Genomic DNA, 15,025 nt, shown 5'->3' on the forward strand with positions numbered 1-15,025 from the left:
ACCCGTACTCTCGCGCTCGATGGTAGCCGTCTGTATCCTCTTTGCCGATATGAAGAAACGACGGGTCGGCATGAGCCGGCCGCTTTGGGAGAGTTGAGGATGCCGACCGTTACGCGCCCCCGCCGCAGCATGCTCTATATGCCGGGCTCGAACCCACGCGCGCTGGAAAAGGCGCGCGGGCTCGCCGCCGACGCGCTGATCTTCGATCTCGAGGACGCAGTCTCGCCCGACGCCAAGGAGGCGGCACGCGGCGTGATATCGGAGGCACTCGCGGCCGGCGGCTACGGCAAACGCGAGCTCATCCTGCGCACGAACGGGCTCGACACGCCCTGGGGCCACGGCGACCTCACCGCCGCAGCCAAGATGCCGGTGCACGGCGTGCTGCTGCCCAAGGTCGAGAGTGCCGCGACCGTACGCCAGGCGGCCGCCATCCTGGAGAAGGCCGGCGCCCCGGCGGAGCTCGCGATCTGGTGCATGATGGAAACGCCGATGGGCATGCTGCGGGCTGAGGAGATCGCCGGATCCCATCCGCGCCTCGCGGGCTTCGTCATGGGCACGTCGGACCTGGCGAACGACCTGCACGCCCGCCACACGCGTGACCGGCTGCCGCTCCTGACCGGCCTCGGCCTCTGCCTGCTCGCGGCCCGCGCCTATGGGCTTGCGATCCTCGACGGCGTCTATCTCGACCTCTCGGACGACGAGGGCTTCGCCTATTCCTGCCGGCAAGGTGTCGAGCTGGGATTCGACGGCAAGACGCTGATCCATCCAAAGACCATCGCCACCGCCAACGAGGCCTTCGCGCCGTCTGCCGCGGAGATCGAGCAGGCGAAGAGATTCATCGCCGCATTCGACGCGGCAGAGGCCGAAGGCAAGGGCGTGGTGCTGGTCGACGGCAAGCTGGTCGAGAACCTGCATGTCGCGAACGCCCGGCGCCTGCTGGCGCTGGTCGCGCGCATCGCGGAGCTGGAGGCCGGGTCGTGAGCGCGCTCAAGACCAACCCCGGCAACACCTTCGAGGATTTCTCGATCGGCCAGGTGATCGAACACGCGACCCCGCGCACGATCACGGCCGGCGACGTGGCGCTCTATGTGGCGCTCACCGGATCGCGCTTCGCGCTCGAATGCGCCGAGCCCTTCGCCCACACTCTGGGCTTCCCCGAGGCGCCGGTCGACGATTGGCTCGTCTTCCACATGGTGTTCGGCAAGACCGTGCCGGACGTCTCGCTGAACGCCGTCGCGAACCTGGGCTATGCCGCCGGCCGCTTCCTGGCGCCGGTCTTCGTCGGCGACACGATCCAGGCGACGTCCGAGGTGATCGGGCTCAAGGAGAATTCGAGCGGCGAGAGCGGCACGGTCTATGTCCGCTCGATCGGCCGCAACCAGCTGGGCGAGACCGTGCTCGACTACGTGCGCTGGGTCATGGTGCGGAAGCGCGACAAGGCGAGCCCGGCGCCAACGGCCCATGTCCCGTCGCTGCCCGACGCGGTGCCGGTCGAGTCGCTGGTGGTGCCGGAAGGCCTGGTGCTCGAGGCCTATGACCCGGCCCGCGCCGGCTCGCCCTGGCGCTTCGACGATTACGCCGCCGGCGAGCGGATCGACCATGTCGACGGCATGACCATCGAGGAGGCCGAGCATCAACTCGCGACCCGGCTCTACCAGAACACGGCCAAGGTCCATTTCAACCAGTTCGAACAGGAAAAGGGCCGGTTCGGCCGGCGGCTGATCTACGGCGGCCATGTGATCAGCCTGACGCGCGCCTTGAGCTTCAACGGCCTCGGCAATGCCTTCAAGATCGTGGGACTGAACGGCGGCCGGCATGTCGCCCCCTGCTTCGCGGGCGATACGGTCTATGCCTGGTCGGAAGTGGTCGAGGCCGAGCCGGTGCCGGGCCGCGTCGACCTGGGGGCACTCCGGCTGCGCACCTACGGCGTCAAGAACCGGACGGCGGCGGATTTCCCGGGGCGGATCGACGGCGGGTACGACCCCGCCGTGATCCTGGAACTGGATTACTGGGCGCTGATGCCGCGGTAACCCTCGGCCCTCGCCCGCTCCTGCGGGCGAGGGACCGCATGGTTTTACCGCCAGAAGCCCTCGATCCAGATGTGCCCGCCAGGACGCTCTTCCCAATGGCCGGCAACCCATTCGTGCCGCTCGCGCGGCGGACGCACGTAATGGCCGCGGATCCAGCGGTAGCGATAGCCGTCCCAGCGCCAGAAGCCGGCTTGCCAGACCGCCGCATAGGGCGGCGGCGCCGGCACGACCTCGACGCGCGGCGCCGGAGGCGCCATGGGGACGATGACCGCGCCGGGGACCGCGCCGGGCGGGGGCGGCGGGGGCGGATAGCCCTGGGCCGCGGCCGGCAGGCTGGATGAGAGACCGGCGACGAGCAGGGCAGCCGCCAAAGCCGCCCGCGTCATATCCTTCAGCACGATGAAACACCCCTTCCCATGGGTTGCCTCTACAGGACTGACAGTACGCAGGCGGCGGGCGTTTCCTCCCCGCATCGCGCGCTGACCATGGCGCGTTGACCATGCCGGGGCCGAAGTCACATGCCTTGTGATTATTTCTCAGAGGAATTTTAGGGAATGCCGGAATTCGAACGCAGCAATCCCGAAACACCGGTTGCTTCGGCTTTTATCGCTTGCGCTTAATGCCGGCCGGCGCCTTATGGCACCCCGGGCGATTGACTTGGTCCGGACCCCGCTTTATGTCTCGCTGCAGTGCGTTCGGCCTTGTGCCCGCACGTTCTGAGAGACCTCTGAAGGCTTCACTTTACGAGGCGTTCCCATGCCGACCGCAAATCGCCCCTTGTCGCCTCACCTGCAGGTGTACAAGCCGCAGCTTACATCCGTCCTGTCGATCAGCCATCGCGCCGCGGGGATCGCGCTGAGCGTGGGATCGCTCTATCTGGTCTGGCAGTTGCTGGCCGCGGCGAGCGGCCCCGACGCCTACGCGGTGTTTCAGGGCTTTGCCGGCTCCTGGCTCGGCATCCTCGTCCTGTTCGGCTGGTCGATCTCGCTGTTCTACCATCTGGCCAACGGCATCCGGCACCTGTTCTGGGACGCGGGCTACGGCTTCACGCTCGACGCGACCTACAAGTCCGGCCGCTGGGTGCTGATCGCCACCGCCGTTCTCACCATCGTCGCATGGATCGCCGGCCTCAGCTCCTGGGGAGGCAAGTAATGGCTGAAAAGATGCGCTCGCCGCTGGGCAGCGCCCGCGGCCTCGGCTCCGCACGCGAGGGTGCCAAGGAATGGTGGGTGATGCGGCTGTCGTCGCTCGCCCTCATCCCGCTGTCGCTCTGGTTCGCCGCCTCCGTCATCGCCAATGCCGGCGCCGACTACGAGAGCTTCGCCGCCTGGGTCGCGAGCCCCGTGCCGGCGGTCCTGCTCACCATCACCATCGCGGTGACGTTCTGGCACATGGCCCACGGCCTGCAGGTCGTCATCGAGGATTACGTCCACGTCGAATGGCAGAAGCTCGCGGCCCTCGTCGTCGTGAAGTTCGGCTGCGTCCTCCTGGGCGTCGTCGGCGTGTTCGCCGTGCTGCGCATCGCTTTCGGAGGCTGAGAGGACCATGGCCCAGTCCTACAAGATCATCGACCACGCCTACGACGTCGTCGTCGTGGGCGCCGGCGGCGCCGGCCTGCGCGCGACGCTCGGCATGACCGCGGCCGGCTTGAAGACCGCCTGCATCACCAAGGTGTTCCCGACGCGCAGCCACACGGTGGCGGCCCAGGGCGGCATCTCGGCGGCCTTGGGCAACCTCGGCGACGACGACTGGCGCTGGCACATGTACGACACCGTCAAGGGGTCGGACTGGCTGGGCGACCAGGACGCGATCGAGTACATGTGCCGCGAGGCCATCCCGGCGATCATCGAGCTCGAGCATTTCGGCGTGCCCTTCTCGCGCACGCCCGATGGCAAGATCTATCAGCGCCCGTTCGGCGGCCACACGACCGAGTACGGCAAGGCCATGGCGAAGCGCGCCTGCGCCGCCGCCGACCGGACCGGCCACGCCATCATCCACACGCTCTATCAGCAGTGCCTGAAGCACAACGCCGAGTTCTTCGTCGAATATTTCGCGCTCGACCTGATCATGGACGAGGAAGGCGCCTGCCGCGGCGTCATGGCCTGGGACCTGGCCGAGGGCACGCTGCACCGCTTCCGCGCCCATGAGGTCGTGCTCGCGACCGGCGGCTACGGCCGTGCCTATTTCTCCTGCACCTCGGCGCATACCTGCACCGGCGACGGCAACGCCATGGCGCTCCGCGCCGGCCTGCCGCTCCAGGACATGGAGTTCGTGCAGTTCCACCCGACCGGCATCTACGGCGCGGGCTGCCTCGTGACCGAGGGTGCGCGCGGCGAAGGCGGCTATCTCACCAATTCCGAGGGCGAGCGCTTCATGGAGCGCTACGCGCCGTCGGCCAAGGACCTGGCGTCGCGCGACGTGGTGAGCCGCGCCATGACGCTCGAGATCCGCGAGGGCCGCGGCTGCGGGCCGGAGAAGGATCATATCCTGCTCCATCTCGAGCACCTGGACCCGAAGGTGCTGCACGAGCGCCTGCCCGGCATCTCGGAAACGGCGAAGATCTTCGCCGGCGTGGATGTGACCCGCGAGCCGATCCCGATGCTGCCGACCGTGCACTACAACATGGGCGGCGTGCCGACGAACTATCACGGCGAGGTCATCCGCCCGACGGCGGACAATCCGGATGCGATCGTCCCGGGCCTGATGGCGATCGGCGAGGCGGCCTGCGTCTCGGTCCATGGCGCCAACCGCCTCGGCACCAATTCACTCCTGGACCTCGTGGTGTTCGGCCGTGCCGCCGCCCATCGCGCGGCCGAGATCGTGAAGCCCAACGCGCCGCACAAGCGGTTGCCGGATGATGCCGGCGACGCGGCGGTGGCCCGGCTCGACCGCATCCGCCATGCCGCGGGCAAGACGAAGCCGGCCGAGATCCGGCTCGCCATGCAGAAGACCATGCAGAACAACTGCGCGGTGTTCCGCACCACCCAGGTGCTGGAGGAAGGCGTCCAGAAGATTCACGAGATCGCCAGCAAGATGGCCGATCTCTCGGTCACCGACCGGTCGATGGTCTGGAACACGGACCTGGTCGAAGCGCTCGAGCTCGACAACCTCTTGAGCCAGGCGGTCGTGACCCTCCATTCGGCGGCCAATCGCAAGGAAAGCCGCGGCGCCCATGCGCAGGAGGATTTCCCGAGCCGCGACGACAAGGAGTGGATGAAGCACACGGTCGCCTGGCTCGACGAGAAGAACGCCGTCGCCATCGACTACCGGCCGGTGCATCTCTACACGCTGACCAACGAGGTCGAGGTCTTCCCGCCCAAGGCGCGCGTCTACTAACGGCGCGGACCCAACCGGACGATTAGAAAGGGACCATCTCCGATGGCTGAATTTTCTCTGCCGGCCAATTCGAAGGTCAAGGAAGGCCGCTCGTTCAAGGCGCCGGCCGGCGCCAAGCGCGTGCGCTCGTTCAAGATCTACCGCTGGAGCCCGGACGACGGCCAGAACCCGTCGATCGACACCTACGAGGTCGATCTCGACGCCTGCGGCCCGATGGTGCTGGACGCGCTCATCAAGATCAAGAACGAGACCGACACGACCCTGACGTTCCGGCGTTCGTGCCGCGAGGGCATCTGCGGCTCCTGCGCCATGAACATCGACGGCACCAACACGCTCGCGTGCCTGAAGCCGATCGAGGACTGCAAGGGCGACGTCAAGATCTACCCGCTGCCGCACATGCCGGTGGTGAAGGACCTGGTGCCGGACCTGACCCACGTCTATGCCCAGTACCGCTCGATCAAGCCGTACCTGCAGGCCGACAGCCAGGCGCCGACGCGCGAGCGGCTGCAGTCGGTCGAGGAGCGCGACAAGCTCGAGGGCCTGTGGGAATGCATCCTGTGCTTCTGCTGCTCGACCAGCTGCCCCAGCTACTGGTGGAATGGCGAGCGGTATCTCGGGCCCGCCATCCTGCTGCAGGCCTACCGCTGGATCGCGGACAGCCGTGACGAGCGCACCGGCGAGCGTCTCGACGAGCTCGAGGACCCGTTCAAGCTCTACCGCTGCCACACGATCATGAACTGCACCCGGACCTGCCCCAAGGGCTTGAACCCGGCCAAGGCGATCGGCGAGATCAAGAAGCTGATGGTCCAGCGCAAGTTTGCCTGACTGAGCCCACTCGGCGGCCCTTCATGAAACAAGGCCCGGTCTCGGCAGAGACCGGGCCTTCGTCGTTTTGAGACGCTCCGTTTCCAGGAAACCGCACCAGAAACCACATCTCCCCGATCTTAACCATATCGCCACAAGATATTGTTGAGCAGGCCGAGCGCGCGGCCTATTCTCAATCGAGAATTTACATTTCGCGGACATGTTGGCGTTTCGAGTGGTCCCCACCGCCACGCAACCAGGTCCGGACGGAGGACGATGACTGGGACGTCGCCGATCTGTCGCAGCCAAGCCACCTCGGGCAAGCGGACCCGGGTGGCCGTGCCATGAGGAACTCGGAACGCCAGCGCGCCTTCGCGCTCATCGCCACCGTGCTCGGCTGCCTCGTCATGGCAACCGGCATCGGCCTCATCATCCTGATCGACTACCTGCTTTAGCCGCGCTGCTTCACGAGCCGCACGTCAGCTCTTGCGCAGCCAGACCTCTTCGACCGAATGGTCGCGGCTCTTGCGCAGCACCAGATTGGCCCGGCTACGGGTCGGCGCGATGTTCTGGCGCAGGTTGACGAGGTTGATGTCGCGCCAGATCTCGGACGCCCGGGCGAGCGCCTGCTCCTTCGGCATTTCGGCGTAGAAGCGGAAATAGGCGCGCGGGTCGTTGAACGCGGTCTCGCGGAGCCGCGCGAAGCGCTCCAGATACCACTGCTCGAGCTGGTCCTCGCCCGCGTCGACGTAGAGCGAGAAATCGAAGAAGTCGGAGACGAACAGGCGCGACGGCTTCGTGCCCTGGCTGTCGCCGCCCTGCAGCACGTTCAGGCCTTCCAAAATCAGGATGTCCGGCCGCGCCACGACATGGGTCGCGTTCGGCACGATGTCGTAGGTCTGGTGCGAGTAGGTCGGCACGGCGAGGCGCCGGGCACCGGCCTTGAGGCGCGTCACGAACTCCAGGAGACGCTTGGTGTCGTAGCTTTCGGGGAAACCCTTGCGGCGCATGAGGCCGCGCGCCTCGAGCACGGCGTTCGGGTAGAGGAAGCCGTCGGTCGTCACCAGGTCGACCTTGGGATGGTTCGGCCAGCGCGAGAGCAAGGCCTGCAGGATGCGCGCGGTCGTGCTCTTGCCGACGGCGACGGACCCGGCGATGCCGATGATATAGGTCGATGGCCGCACGTCCTGGCCGAGGAAGCTCTCCTTGACCCGCTGCAGGTCCTGGATCGCCGAGACATGCAGGTTCAGAAGACGCGACAGCGGCAGATAGATCGCCTCCACCTCGTCGAGTGACAGCGCATCATTGATGCCGCGCAGGCGCGCGAGATCGGCCTCGTCGAGCGTCAGCGGCGTCGATGACCGGAGCTTCGCCCATTCCGCCCGGTCGAACCGGTCGTACGAGCTGGGTGGCAAGGTATCGCGCGGCAGCGCGAGAGCAGCGGAGGACATCAAGGAACTGCCCGTGATCGCGGCAACAGAGCCGTCATATTGCATCGCAAACGGGCGCTTGTCCCGACTCATGTTGCAGATCGGGTCGGCATTTCACGGGGTTGAACGGCGGGCGAGTCGATATAGCGGCGCTCCCACCTTTCCCGTCATCCCCACCTGCGCGGTAACGACGGCATTTAGTCGTTAGCGCAAATTCAGCATCGAGACCGAGCCGTCGCTGTCGATCTCGCGGATCGCATCGGCGAGCAGCCCTGCGATCGAGAGCCGCCGGATCTTCGTGCTCTCGGCCTCTTCCGCGGTCGGGCGGATGCTGTCGGTCGCGATGAGCGCGTCGAGCTTGGAATTCTCGATGCGCTCGATGGCGCCGGGCGACAGCACGGCATGGGTGATGCAGGCGATGACCGACTTGGCGCCGGCATCGATCAGCGCCGCCGCGGCGTTGCACAGCGTGCCGGCGGTGTCGGCGATGTCGTCGATCATGATGCAGTGCCGGCCTTCGACCTCGCCGATGATGTTCATGACCTCGCTGACGCCGGCCTGCGGGCGGCGCTTGTCGATGATCGCCAGGTCCTGCGGCTTGCGCGCGGGGCCGGCGTCGTTCGCGAGCTTGCCCAAGAGCCGCCGGGCCCGGACCACGCCGCCGATGTCGGGCGAGACGATCGAGATGCCGTCGACCGCCATGCCCCACATGCGCTGGATCTCGGCCGCGAACAGCGGCACCGCCTCGAGATGGTCGAGCGGGATGTCGAAGAAGCCCTGGATCTGGCCCGCATGCAGGTCGAGGGTCAGCACCCGGTCGACGCCCGAGGCCGCGATCATGTTGGCGGCGAGCTTGGCCGAGATCGGCGTGCGCGAGCCTGTCTTGCGATCCTGGCGCGCATAGCCGAAATAGGGGATGACCGCCGTGATCTGGCGCGCCGAGCTGCGTTTCAGCGTGTCGGCCAGGATCAGGAGCTCCATCAGGTTGTCGCTGGTCGGCCGCGACGTCGGCTGGATGACGTAGACATCCTCGCCGCGCACGTTCTCGTGGATCTCGGCGAACAGCTCCTGATCGGCGAAGCGCTTGATCACCGCCTCGACCGGCGGCAGGTCGAGCGCCTTCAAGACGTCCCGTCCAAGCTCCGGATGGGCGGTGCCGATGACGATCTTCATTTCGGTTCCTCTGGCGCGCCGACCTGCGGCGAAGGGGTACACCCCAGCGGGCGGACGAGACGATAGTGCGGGCCGGTGCCGGGAGTCTCGAACTCCGCGCCGACCGGCTCGAAGCCATGGCGTCGATAAAAGGCGAGGGCCGTGGTCCGGCCGTCGCACCAGACGAGAGAGGCACCGCGCCGGTCGAGCTCATCGAGCGCGAAGGCGAGCGCCTGGCTGCCGACCGCGCGGCCGCGCCAGTCGGGATGGGTGATCATGCCGCGCAGGCGCCAGACGCCGGGTGTCACGCCACCAGCCTGGTCCTCCAGCAGCAGCGAGGCGGAGCCGACCAGCGTCTCGCCTTCGCTGGAACCGGGAGCGCTTGAGACCAGGGCGAACACCCCGACATGGAACGCATCGGCCGCCTGGTCATAGACCGAGCCGCCCCTGGGCATGCCCGGTCGAAGATAGGTCCAGCGCAGGGGCCGGCCGTCTTCCTCGGTAATGAACCGGGTGGCGAAACTCTGGGTCATGTCCCCAACACGGGCAACCTGTCGAACGATCGGGCGGATATAGCATCAGGGCTCCGCCCAATCACCTCTCGACAGGCCGCCCCCCGACAGGCCAGTTATGCATCTTGGCGCTATATGCGGCTCAGAACTCGTAGCCGATGACCCGATCGAGCGAGAAGCGGCCGCCGCCGTGGATGAAGATGGCGAGCGCCAGCAGCGCCCACATCAGCGGATATTCATAGCCGCCCGAGGTCCAGAAATAGCCGTTGGCGAGATGCACCGACAGGATTGCCACCGCCATCATGATCGCGACGCCGGCGGCCGCGATGCGGGTGAACAGGCCCAGCACCAGGAACAGGCCGCCGAAGAACTCGACCGTGCCCGTGACATAGGCGAGCGGCAGCGCCGGCTCGATCCCGACCTTCGCGAAGAAGCCGGCCGTCTTGCTGATGTCGCCGCCGAACAGGCCGAACAGTTTCTGTGCGCCATGCGGCAGCAGGAACAGGCCGGTCACCATCCGCATCAACGGGTAGCTCGCCCCCTGCAGCGCGTCGTAGATCGGTCCGACGAAGCCGACGACCCGCTTCGGATGATTCATCCCCATGTCTCCGTCTCGAAGAAGTTGCAAGCGGCACGAAACTTACCGCAACCCGCTCGAATTTAGCCAGCCCACCCTTGACCTTCCCATGATGGGAGACCCCATGTCTCAGGCCGGATGAATTCGGATGCCCCTGCCATGACCGTGACTGCTACCCCGACCGCCGCCCCGCTGCGCCTTGCCATCACCGGCATGACCTGCGCCTCCTGCGCCGGCCGCGTCGAGCGGGCGCTGAAGCGCGTGCCCGGCGTCGAGAGCGTCACCGTCAATCTCGCGACGGAGGAGGCACTGGTCTCGGCCGCGGCCCCCACGGATGCGCTCATCGCCGCCGTCGTAAAGGCAGGCTACGGCGCCGCACCGCGCGCCGATTCGGTTGCAGCACCGGCGGGACCGCAGGCCCTACCGGTCATCCTCGCCTGTCTTTTTACCGCCCCGCTGCTGCTGCCGATGCTGCTCCAGCCGTTCGGCATCACGCTCATGCTGCCGATCCCGCTTGGCATTGCGCTCGCCGCACCGGTGCAGCTGTGGTTCGGCCGGCATTTCTACCGCGCGGCCTGGGCGGCACTTCGCTCCGGCGACGGCAACATGGACCAGCTGGTCGTGCTCGGCAGCAGCGCCGCCTGGGTGCTGAGCCTCTACAATCTCGCGACCGCGCCGGCCGGCGCCACGCCCGAGCTTTACCTGGAGCCGGCCGCGGCGATCGTTGCCTTCGTGCTCCTGGGCAAGCATCTGGAGGCCCGGGCGAAGCGCCATACGCGCGACGCGGTGACCGCGCTCGCGGCCTTGCGCCCCTCGACCGCCAGCGTGATCGAGGACGGCCGGGAGGTCGAGCGGCCGGTCGAGGCCCTCCGGCTCGGCGACCTGATCCGCGTCCGGCCAGGCGAGCGGCTGCCGGCCGATGGCATCGTGCGCGACGGCCGCGCCGGGCTCGACGAGGCGGTGCTGACTGGCGAGAGCCATCCGGTCGAGCGCGGCCCGGGCGACACGGTCGTGGCCGGCGCGCTGGCGCTCGACGGCGCGCTCACCATCGAGGTGACCGCACTCGGCCGGCAATCGGCGCTGGGCCGCATCCTGGCCCAGGTCGAGGCCGCGGAAGCGACCAAGGCACCGGTCCAGCGCCTGGTCGACCGGGTGAGCCGCGTCTTCGTGCCGGCGGTGCTGGTGATCGGGCTCGCGACCATGCTCGGCTGGGCCCTCGCGGGGGCGGCGCCGTCCATCGCGGTGCTGCGTGGCGTCGCGGTCTGGGTGATCGCCTGCCCCTGCGCGCTCGGCCTCGCGACACCCGCGGCCCTCGTCGCCGCCTTTGGCAGTGCGGCGCGGCGCGGCATCCTGCTCAAGGACCCGGCGGCGCTCGAAGCGGCGCACCGCATCGACCTGGTTGCCTTCGACAAGACCGGCACGCTGACCGAGGGCAAGCCGGTCCTGACCGAGATCCTGGCCGCGGACGGCGACGCGGCCACGGCCCTCCGCCGCGCCGCGGCACTCCAGGACGGCAGCGAGCACCCGCTGGGCCAAGCCCTCGTCGCGGCACTCGGCGAGCGCGGCCTTGCTGCCCCCGAGATCGGCAACTTCCGTGCCCTGCCCGGCATCGGCGTCGCGGCCGAGATCGACGGAGAGGCCTACGCGGTCGGCACCGCTCGGCTGCTGGAGGGCGCGCCGCCCGCGGTGCTGGCCGAAGCGGCAGCCCGCCTCGAGGCCGACGGCCGCACGCTCTCCTGGCTCGTCCGGCAAAGCGACCGGGCACCGCTGGCGCTGTTCGGCTTCACCGACCAGGTGCGCGCACAGGCCGCGTCGGCCGTTGCACGGCTGCGGGCAATGCGCGTCGAGGTCGCGCTCCTGACCGGCGACACGGCCGGCAGCGCGGCCGCGGCCGCGCGGGCAGTCGGCATCGACGAGGTCCGTGCACGCCTGCTGCCGGCCGACAAGACCGCGGCGATCGCGGACTGGCAACGGCAAGGCCGCGCAATCGCCATGGTCGGCGACGGCATCAACGATGCCCCGGCCCTGGCCCAGGCAACGCTTGGCATCGCGGTCGACGCCGGCACCGACGTCGCTGTCGCCGCGGCCGGCGCCTCCATCCGCGGCGGTGACCCGGCGCGCGTGGCCGACCTCCTGGCGCTGTCGCGCGCGAGCTGGGCGGTAATCCGGCAGAACCTGGGCTGGGCCTTCGGCTTCAACGTGATCGGCATCCCGCTCGCCGCCGCGGGCTTGCTCAGCCCGACCCTGGCCGCGGCGGCCATGGCCTGCTCGAGCGTCGCCGTCGTGACGAACGCGCTGCGCCTCGCCCGCTGGCGGCCGAGAGCCTGAGCGCCGCTAGGTCTGCACCGGCTTCTAGTTCTGTACGGGTTTTCGGGCGCCGCGCGGCTCCTTGAGCCCATGCAGCGTCAGGAGCGCGCAGGTGAACAGCAGCACGGCCCCGGCCTGGTGCGTAGCGGCAAGCGGCACCGGCACGACCAGGAGCAAGGTCGAGATGCCGAGCGCCACCTGGATGCAAGCCATCAGCATCAGCAGGTTCAGGGGCGTGCGCACGCTGCGCGGCACACACTGGCCGCGAGCCGCGAGCCAGAAGGCGAGGATGGCGCAGAAGGTGGTGATGGCAAGCAGGCGATGGTCGAACTGCACCGTCGCGATATTCTCGAACAGGTTCAGCCACCACGGATCGAGCTGGAGATATCCCTCCGGCACGATCCGCCCGTCCATCAGCGGGAAGGTATTGTAGGTAAGCCCCGCCTTGAGGCCCGCCGTGAAGCCGCCGGCGATCATGGTCAGCGTCACCAGCGCCAGAATGCCGCGCGCCACCCGACGGAACGTACGCAGCCGTGCGCCGTCGAGCCAGAGCGGCTCACGCCTCAAAATGTCGGCTGCGATCCAGATGAGATAGCCGTAGATCGCCACCGCCAGCATCAGATGCGCAGTCAGGCGGTACTGGCTGACGCTGGTGCGGACCGCGAGGCCGCTTTCGACCATGTACCAGCCGAGGGCCCCCTGGAGCCCCACCAGGAACGGCACGGCGACGAGGAACGGCACGTCGGCACCCTTGATGCGCCCCTGCACCAGGAACAGGACCAGCGGCACGAGCGCCACCAGGCCGATGAGCCGGCCCCATAGCCGATGCGCATATTCCCAGAAGAAGATGCCCTTGAACTCCGCAAGCGTCATGCCGTGGTGGATCTCGCGGTATTCCGGGATCTGCTGATACTTCGCGAACGCGTCGGTCCAGGCCGCCTCGCTCAACGGCGGCAGCGTGCCCGTCACCGGCTTCCATTCGGTGATGGACAGGCCGGACTCGGTGAGACGCGTGACGCCGCCGATCACCACCATCAGCAAAATCATCACGGCCGTTGCAATCAGCCAGTAGGCGACCACACGGTCCGTCGCCGTCTTGCGAACCGGCACGGCGGTAGCAGCGATGCTCAAGGGCAGCCTCGAAATCTGTTCCGACGGAAGAGGCGTGCGATCTTATGTCCGTCAGGCTCGCTTGCAAGTGCTTTGTCGCACCGCCCCCTGGAGCCCCTCGCCCCACCGGCCGAAAGCCTGCCGTTTCCCGCCCCGGTCGATCGAGACAAGCCCGTGCACAATCAGATCGTTAGCAGATGATCTTCAGAAACGAAGGGATGGAGTGGAAATTTCCTAGCGGCCTGCCAAACTCTGCGCGCATAGTGCTCTAACGCGTTCTGTTGAGAGGAGTGCGTCCCATGAGCGCAATCGATGAGCCTGCGGAAAGCGGGCCAGCGCCCCTTGGTCCAGGCTTCATGCTGTGGCAGGTGACCAACGGCTGGCAACGCGCGGTCAGGGCGGCTCTGGCGCCAACCGGCCTGACCTACGTCCAGGTCGTACTGCTGTCCGGCCTCAAGGATAAGCTTGCCGAAGGGCCCACGGTCAGCCAGGCGGCGCTGGCGCACGCGCTGGGCGCCGATCCGATGATGACGTCCCAGGTGCTGCGCACGCTTGAGACCTCCGGCCTCGTGACGCGCGAGCGCAACCAGGCCGACACGCGCTCGCGGCTCCTGAGCCTGACGGCCGAGGGCCGCAAGCGGCTGGCGGCCGCTCTGCCGCTCGTCGCCGCGGTCGACACGGAGTTCTTCGACGTGCTGGGCCGGCGCGAGGAACGGTTCCTGAAGGCCATGCGGCGGCTCTGGCGCAAGCAGCGCCTGGCCGGACTTGGTCCCTCGCCCGCGACGGCGGAGGCCCCTGCCCCGGAACCCGCCCCGGAGCCGGCCCCGACGCCAACCAAGACTGCGCCCGCCAAAACTGCAGCAGCCAAAACTGCGCCGGCCAAAGCCCCGTCATCAAAAGCCCCGCCAACCAAAGCCACGACGCCCAAGGCGGCCGCGGCCAAGGCAACGCCCGCCAAAGCGGCAGAGGCCAAAACGGCGGCAGCCAAAGCGACGCCGGCCAAGACGACCGCAGCCAAGACGACGGCAGCGGAAACGCCGACCAAAACGACATCGGCCAAAACGACGGGCGCCAAGACTGCACCGGCCAAAACGGCGCGGCGTAAAACCGCCGCATCCAAGCCGGCGGCCAAAGCAGCGACGACCAAAACGGCAGCCGCCAAGAAAAAGCGGCCGGCCCGTCAAAAGACGTCGCCGGCCGCCTGACGCGGAACGGGTACGCGGAACGGGTACGGGGTCAGCCCCCGGGCAGAGGTGTCGATCCGGATCGATCAGGTCCGGATCGGCACGGGTTCAGATCGTCATGAACCGCGCCCGCGCGCCGCGCTCGATGCCGGCGGCGACCAGGCGGTCGATGCCCAGGCGATGGCGCAGCAGCTCGAGGATGCGCAGCTCCTCCTGCGTCGCCTCGCCATCGACCGCGACCACGTCGCAGGCGATCGCATAAGCCGTCTCCCTGAGCTTCGGCGGCAGGGACTCGCGGATCTGCTTCAGCGCCAGCTCCAAGCCGTCATCCTGGCCCAGGAACTTGGCGCATTCCTCGAGCGTGGCACCGAGCTTGGAATTGTCGTACCCACGGAAGACTGGCAGAAAGCTGACGACTTCGCCGATGATGCCGAGCTCGGCGTCAGTCATGTCCGCATCGGCGGCGGAGACCAGGAACATCGTCTGGATCAGGGCCGCGTGATGATCGATCATGGAAACATGTCCTTCTGGCAGACGAAACCGTCCTGCCTGAATACGCGGCGATGGTGACGGGAACAAGGCA

General features: G+C 67.9%; 15 protein-coding genes. 8 read left to right on the plus strand and 7 right to left on the minus strand.

Features of this window, described 5'->3' with window-relative positions:
* Nucleotides 1–99: 99 nt before the first annotated feature.
* Nucleotides 100–981 carry an HpcH/HpaI aldolase/citrate lyase family protein gene (locus IEY58_RS30305; protein ID WP_189051920.1) on the plus strand — a complete coding sequence of 294 codons (882 nt, stop codon included), beginning with the start codon at nt 100–102 and terminating at the stop codon, nt 979–981.
* Entirely contained in the window at nt 978–2,030 is a 1,053-nt protein-coding gene (locus IEY58_RS30310) for a MaoC family dehydratase (RefSeq protein ID WP_189051921.1), read from the plus strand. Before IEY58_RS30305 ends, IEY58_RS30310 begins: the two co-directional genes overlap by 4 nt.
* Before the next feature lie 44 nt (nt 2,031–2,074).
* On the opposite strand, the gene IEY58_RS30315 is transcribed toward IEY58_RS30310, so the two are convergent.
* Nucleotides 2,075–2,428, minus strand: a complete 354-nt coding sequence (locus IEY58_RS30315; RefSeq protein WP_229744072.1) for a hypothetical protein — start codon at nt 2,426–2,428, stop codon at nt 2,075–2,077.
* 358 nt (nt 2,429–2,786) lie between these two features.
* Between IEY58_RS30315 and sdhC the strand changes: the two genes are divergently transcribed.
* Genes sdhC through IEY58_RS30335 form a run of 4 tightly spaced genes read left to right on the plus strand, consistent with a single transcriptional unit; the run spans nt 2,787 to nt 6,191 of the window.
* Nucleotides 2,787–3,182, plus strand: coding sequence for a succinate dehydrogenase, cytochrome b556 subunit (gene sdhC / locus IEY58_RS30320; RefSeq protein WP_189051922.1), 396 nt, complete (start codon nt 2,787–2,789; stop codon nt 3,180–3,182).
* Nucleotides 3,182–3,568: a succinate dehydrogenase, hydrophobic membrane anchor protein gene (gene sdhD, locus IEY58_RS30325; RefSeq protein ID WP_189051923.1), complete on the plus strand. Its 387-nt coding sequence runs from the start codon at nt 3,182–3,184 to the stop codon at nt 3,566–3,568. Before sdhC ends, sdhD begins: the two co-directional genes overlap by 1 nt.
* A gap of 7 nt (nt 3,569–3,575) precedes the next feature.
* Nucleotides 3,576–5,366, plus strand: a complete 1,791-nt coding sequence (sdhA, locus tag IEY58_RS30330; protein ID WP_189051924.1) for a succinate dehydrogenase flavoprotein subunit — start codon at nt 3,576–3,578, stop codon at nt 5,364–5,366.
* Between the two features lie 42 nt (nt 5,367–5,408).
* Complete coding sequence (locus tag IEY58_RS30335) at nt 5,409–6,191, plus strand: succinate dehydrogenase iron-sulfur subunit (RefSeq protein ID WP_189051925.1); 783 nt, start codon at nt 5,409–5,411, stop codon at nt 6,189–6,191.
* Between the two features lie 458 nt (nt 6,192–6,649).
* Here IEY58_RS30335 and coaA read toward each other — a convergent pair whose 3' ends face one another.
* The 4 genes from coaA to IEY58_RS30355 all read right to left on the minus strand — a co-directional run bounded on the left by coaA (nt 6,650) and on the right by IEY58_RS30355 (nt 9,862).
* Complete coding sequence (gene coaA / locus IEY58_RS30340) at nt 6,650–7,621, minus strand: type I pantothenate kinase (RefSeq protein WP_189051926.1); 972 nt, start codon at nt 7,619–7,621, stop codon at nt 6,650–6,652.
* A gap of 183 nt (nt 7,622–7,804) precedes the next feature.
* Nucleotides 7,805–8,773: a ribose-phosphate pyrophosphokinase gene (locus IEY58_RS30345; protein ID WP_189051927.1), complete on the minus strand. Its 969-nt coding sequence runs from the start codon at nt 8,771–8,773 to the stop codon at nt 7,805–7,807.
* Nucleotides 8,770–9,285: a GNAT family N-acetyltransferase gene (locus IEY58_RS30350; RefSeq protein ID WP_189051928.1), complete on the minus strand. Its 516-nt coding sequence runs from the start codon at nt 9,283–9,285 to the stop codon at nt 8,770–8,772. Before IEY58_RS30350 ends, IEY58_RS30345 begins: the two co-directional genes overlap by 4 nt.
* A gap of 121 nt (nt 9,286–9,406) precedes the next feature.
* On the minus strand, nt 9,407–9,862 hold the full coding sequence (locus IEY58_RS30355; protein WP_229744073.1) for a DoxX family protein: 456 nt from the start codon (nt 9,860–9,862) through the stop codon (nt 9,407–9,409).
* Between the two features lie 138 nt (nt 9,863–10,000).
* On the opposite strand from IEY58_RS30355, the gene IEY58_RS30360 reads away from it, so the two are divergent.
* Nucleotides 10,001–12,169 carry a heavy metal translocating P-type ATPase gene (locus tag IEY58_RS30360; RefSeq protein WP_189051930.1) on the plus strand — a complete coding sequence of 723 codons (2,169 nt, stop codon included), beginning with the start codon at nt 10,001–10,003 and terminating at the stop codon, nt 12,167–12,169.
* A gap of 24 nt (nt 12,170–12,193) precedes the next feature.
* Here the strand turns inward: IEY58_RS30360 and IEY58_RS30365 are convergent, their stop codons facing one another.
* Nucleotides 12,194–13,279 carry a COX15/CtaA family protein gene (locus IEY58_RS30365; protein ID WP_229744074.1) on the minus strand — a complete coding sequence of 362 codons (1,086 nt, stop codon included), beginning with the start codon at nt 13,277–13,279 and terminating at the stop codon, nt 12,194–12,196.
* A gap of 278 nt (nt 13,280–13,557) precedes the next feature.
* Between IEY58_RS30365 and IEY58_RS30370 the strand changes: the two genes are divergently transcribed.
* Complete coding sequence (locus IEY58_RS30370; RefSeq protein WP_189051931.1) at nt 13,558–14,463, plus strand: MarR family winged helix-turn-helix transcriptional regulator; 906 nt, start codon at nt 13,558–13,560, stop codon at nt 14,461–14,463.
* Between the two features lie 87 nt (nt 14,464–14,550).
* On the opposite strand, the gene IEY58_RS30375 is transcribed toward IEY58_RS30370, so the two are convergent.
* Nucleotides 14,551–14,955 carry a tellurite resistance TerB family protein gene (locus tag IEY58_RS30375; protein ID WP_189051932.1) on the minus strand — a complete coding sequence of 135 codons (405 nt, stop codon included), beginning with the start codon at nt 14,953–14,955 and terminating at the stop codon, nt 14,551–14,553.
* Between the last annotated feature and the right edge of the window lie 70 nt (nt 14,956–15,025).

The sequence above is a fragment of the Aliidongia dinghuensis genome, from assembly GCF_014643535.1.
GTDB classification, from domain to species: Bacteria; Pseudomonadota; Alphaproteobacteria; order ATCC43930; family CGMCC-115725; genus Aliidongia; species Aliidongia dinghuensis.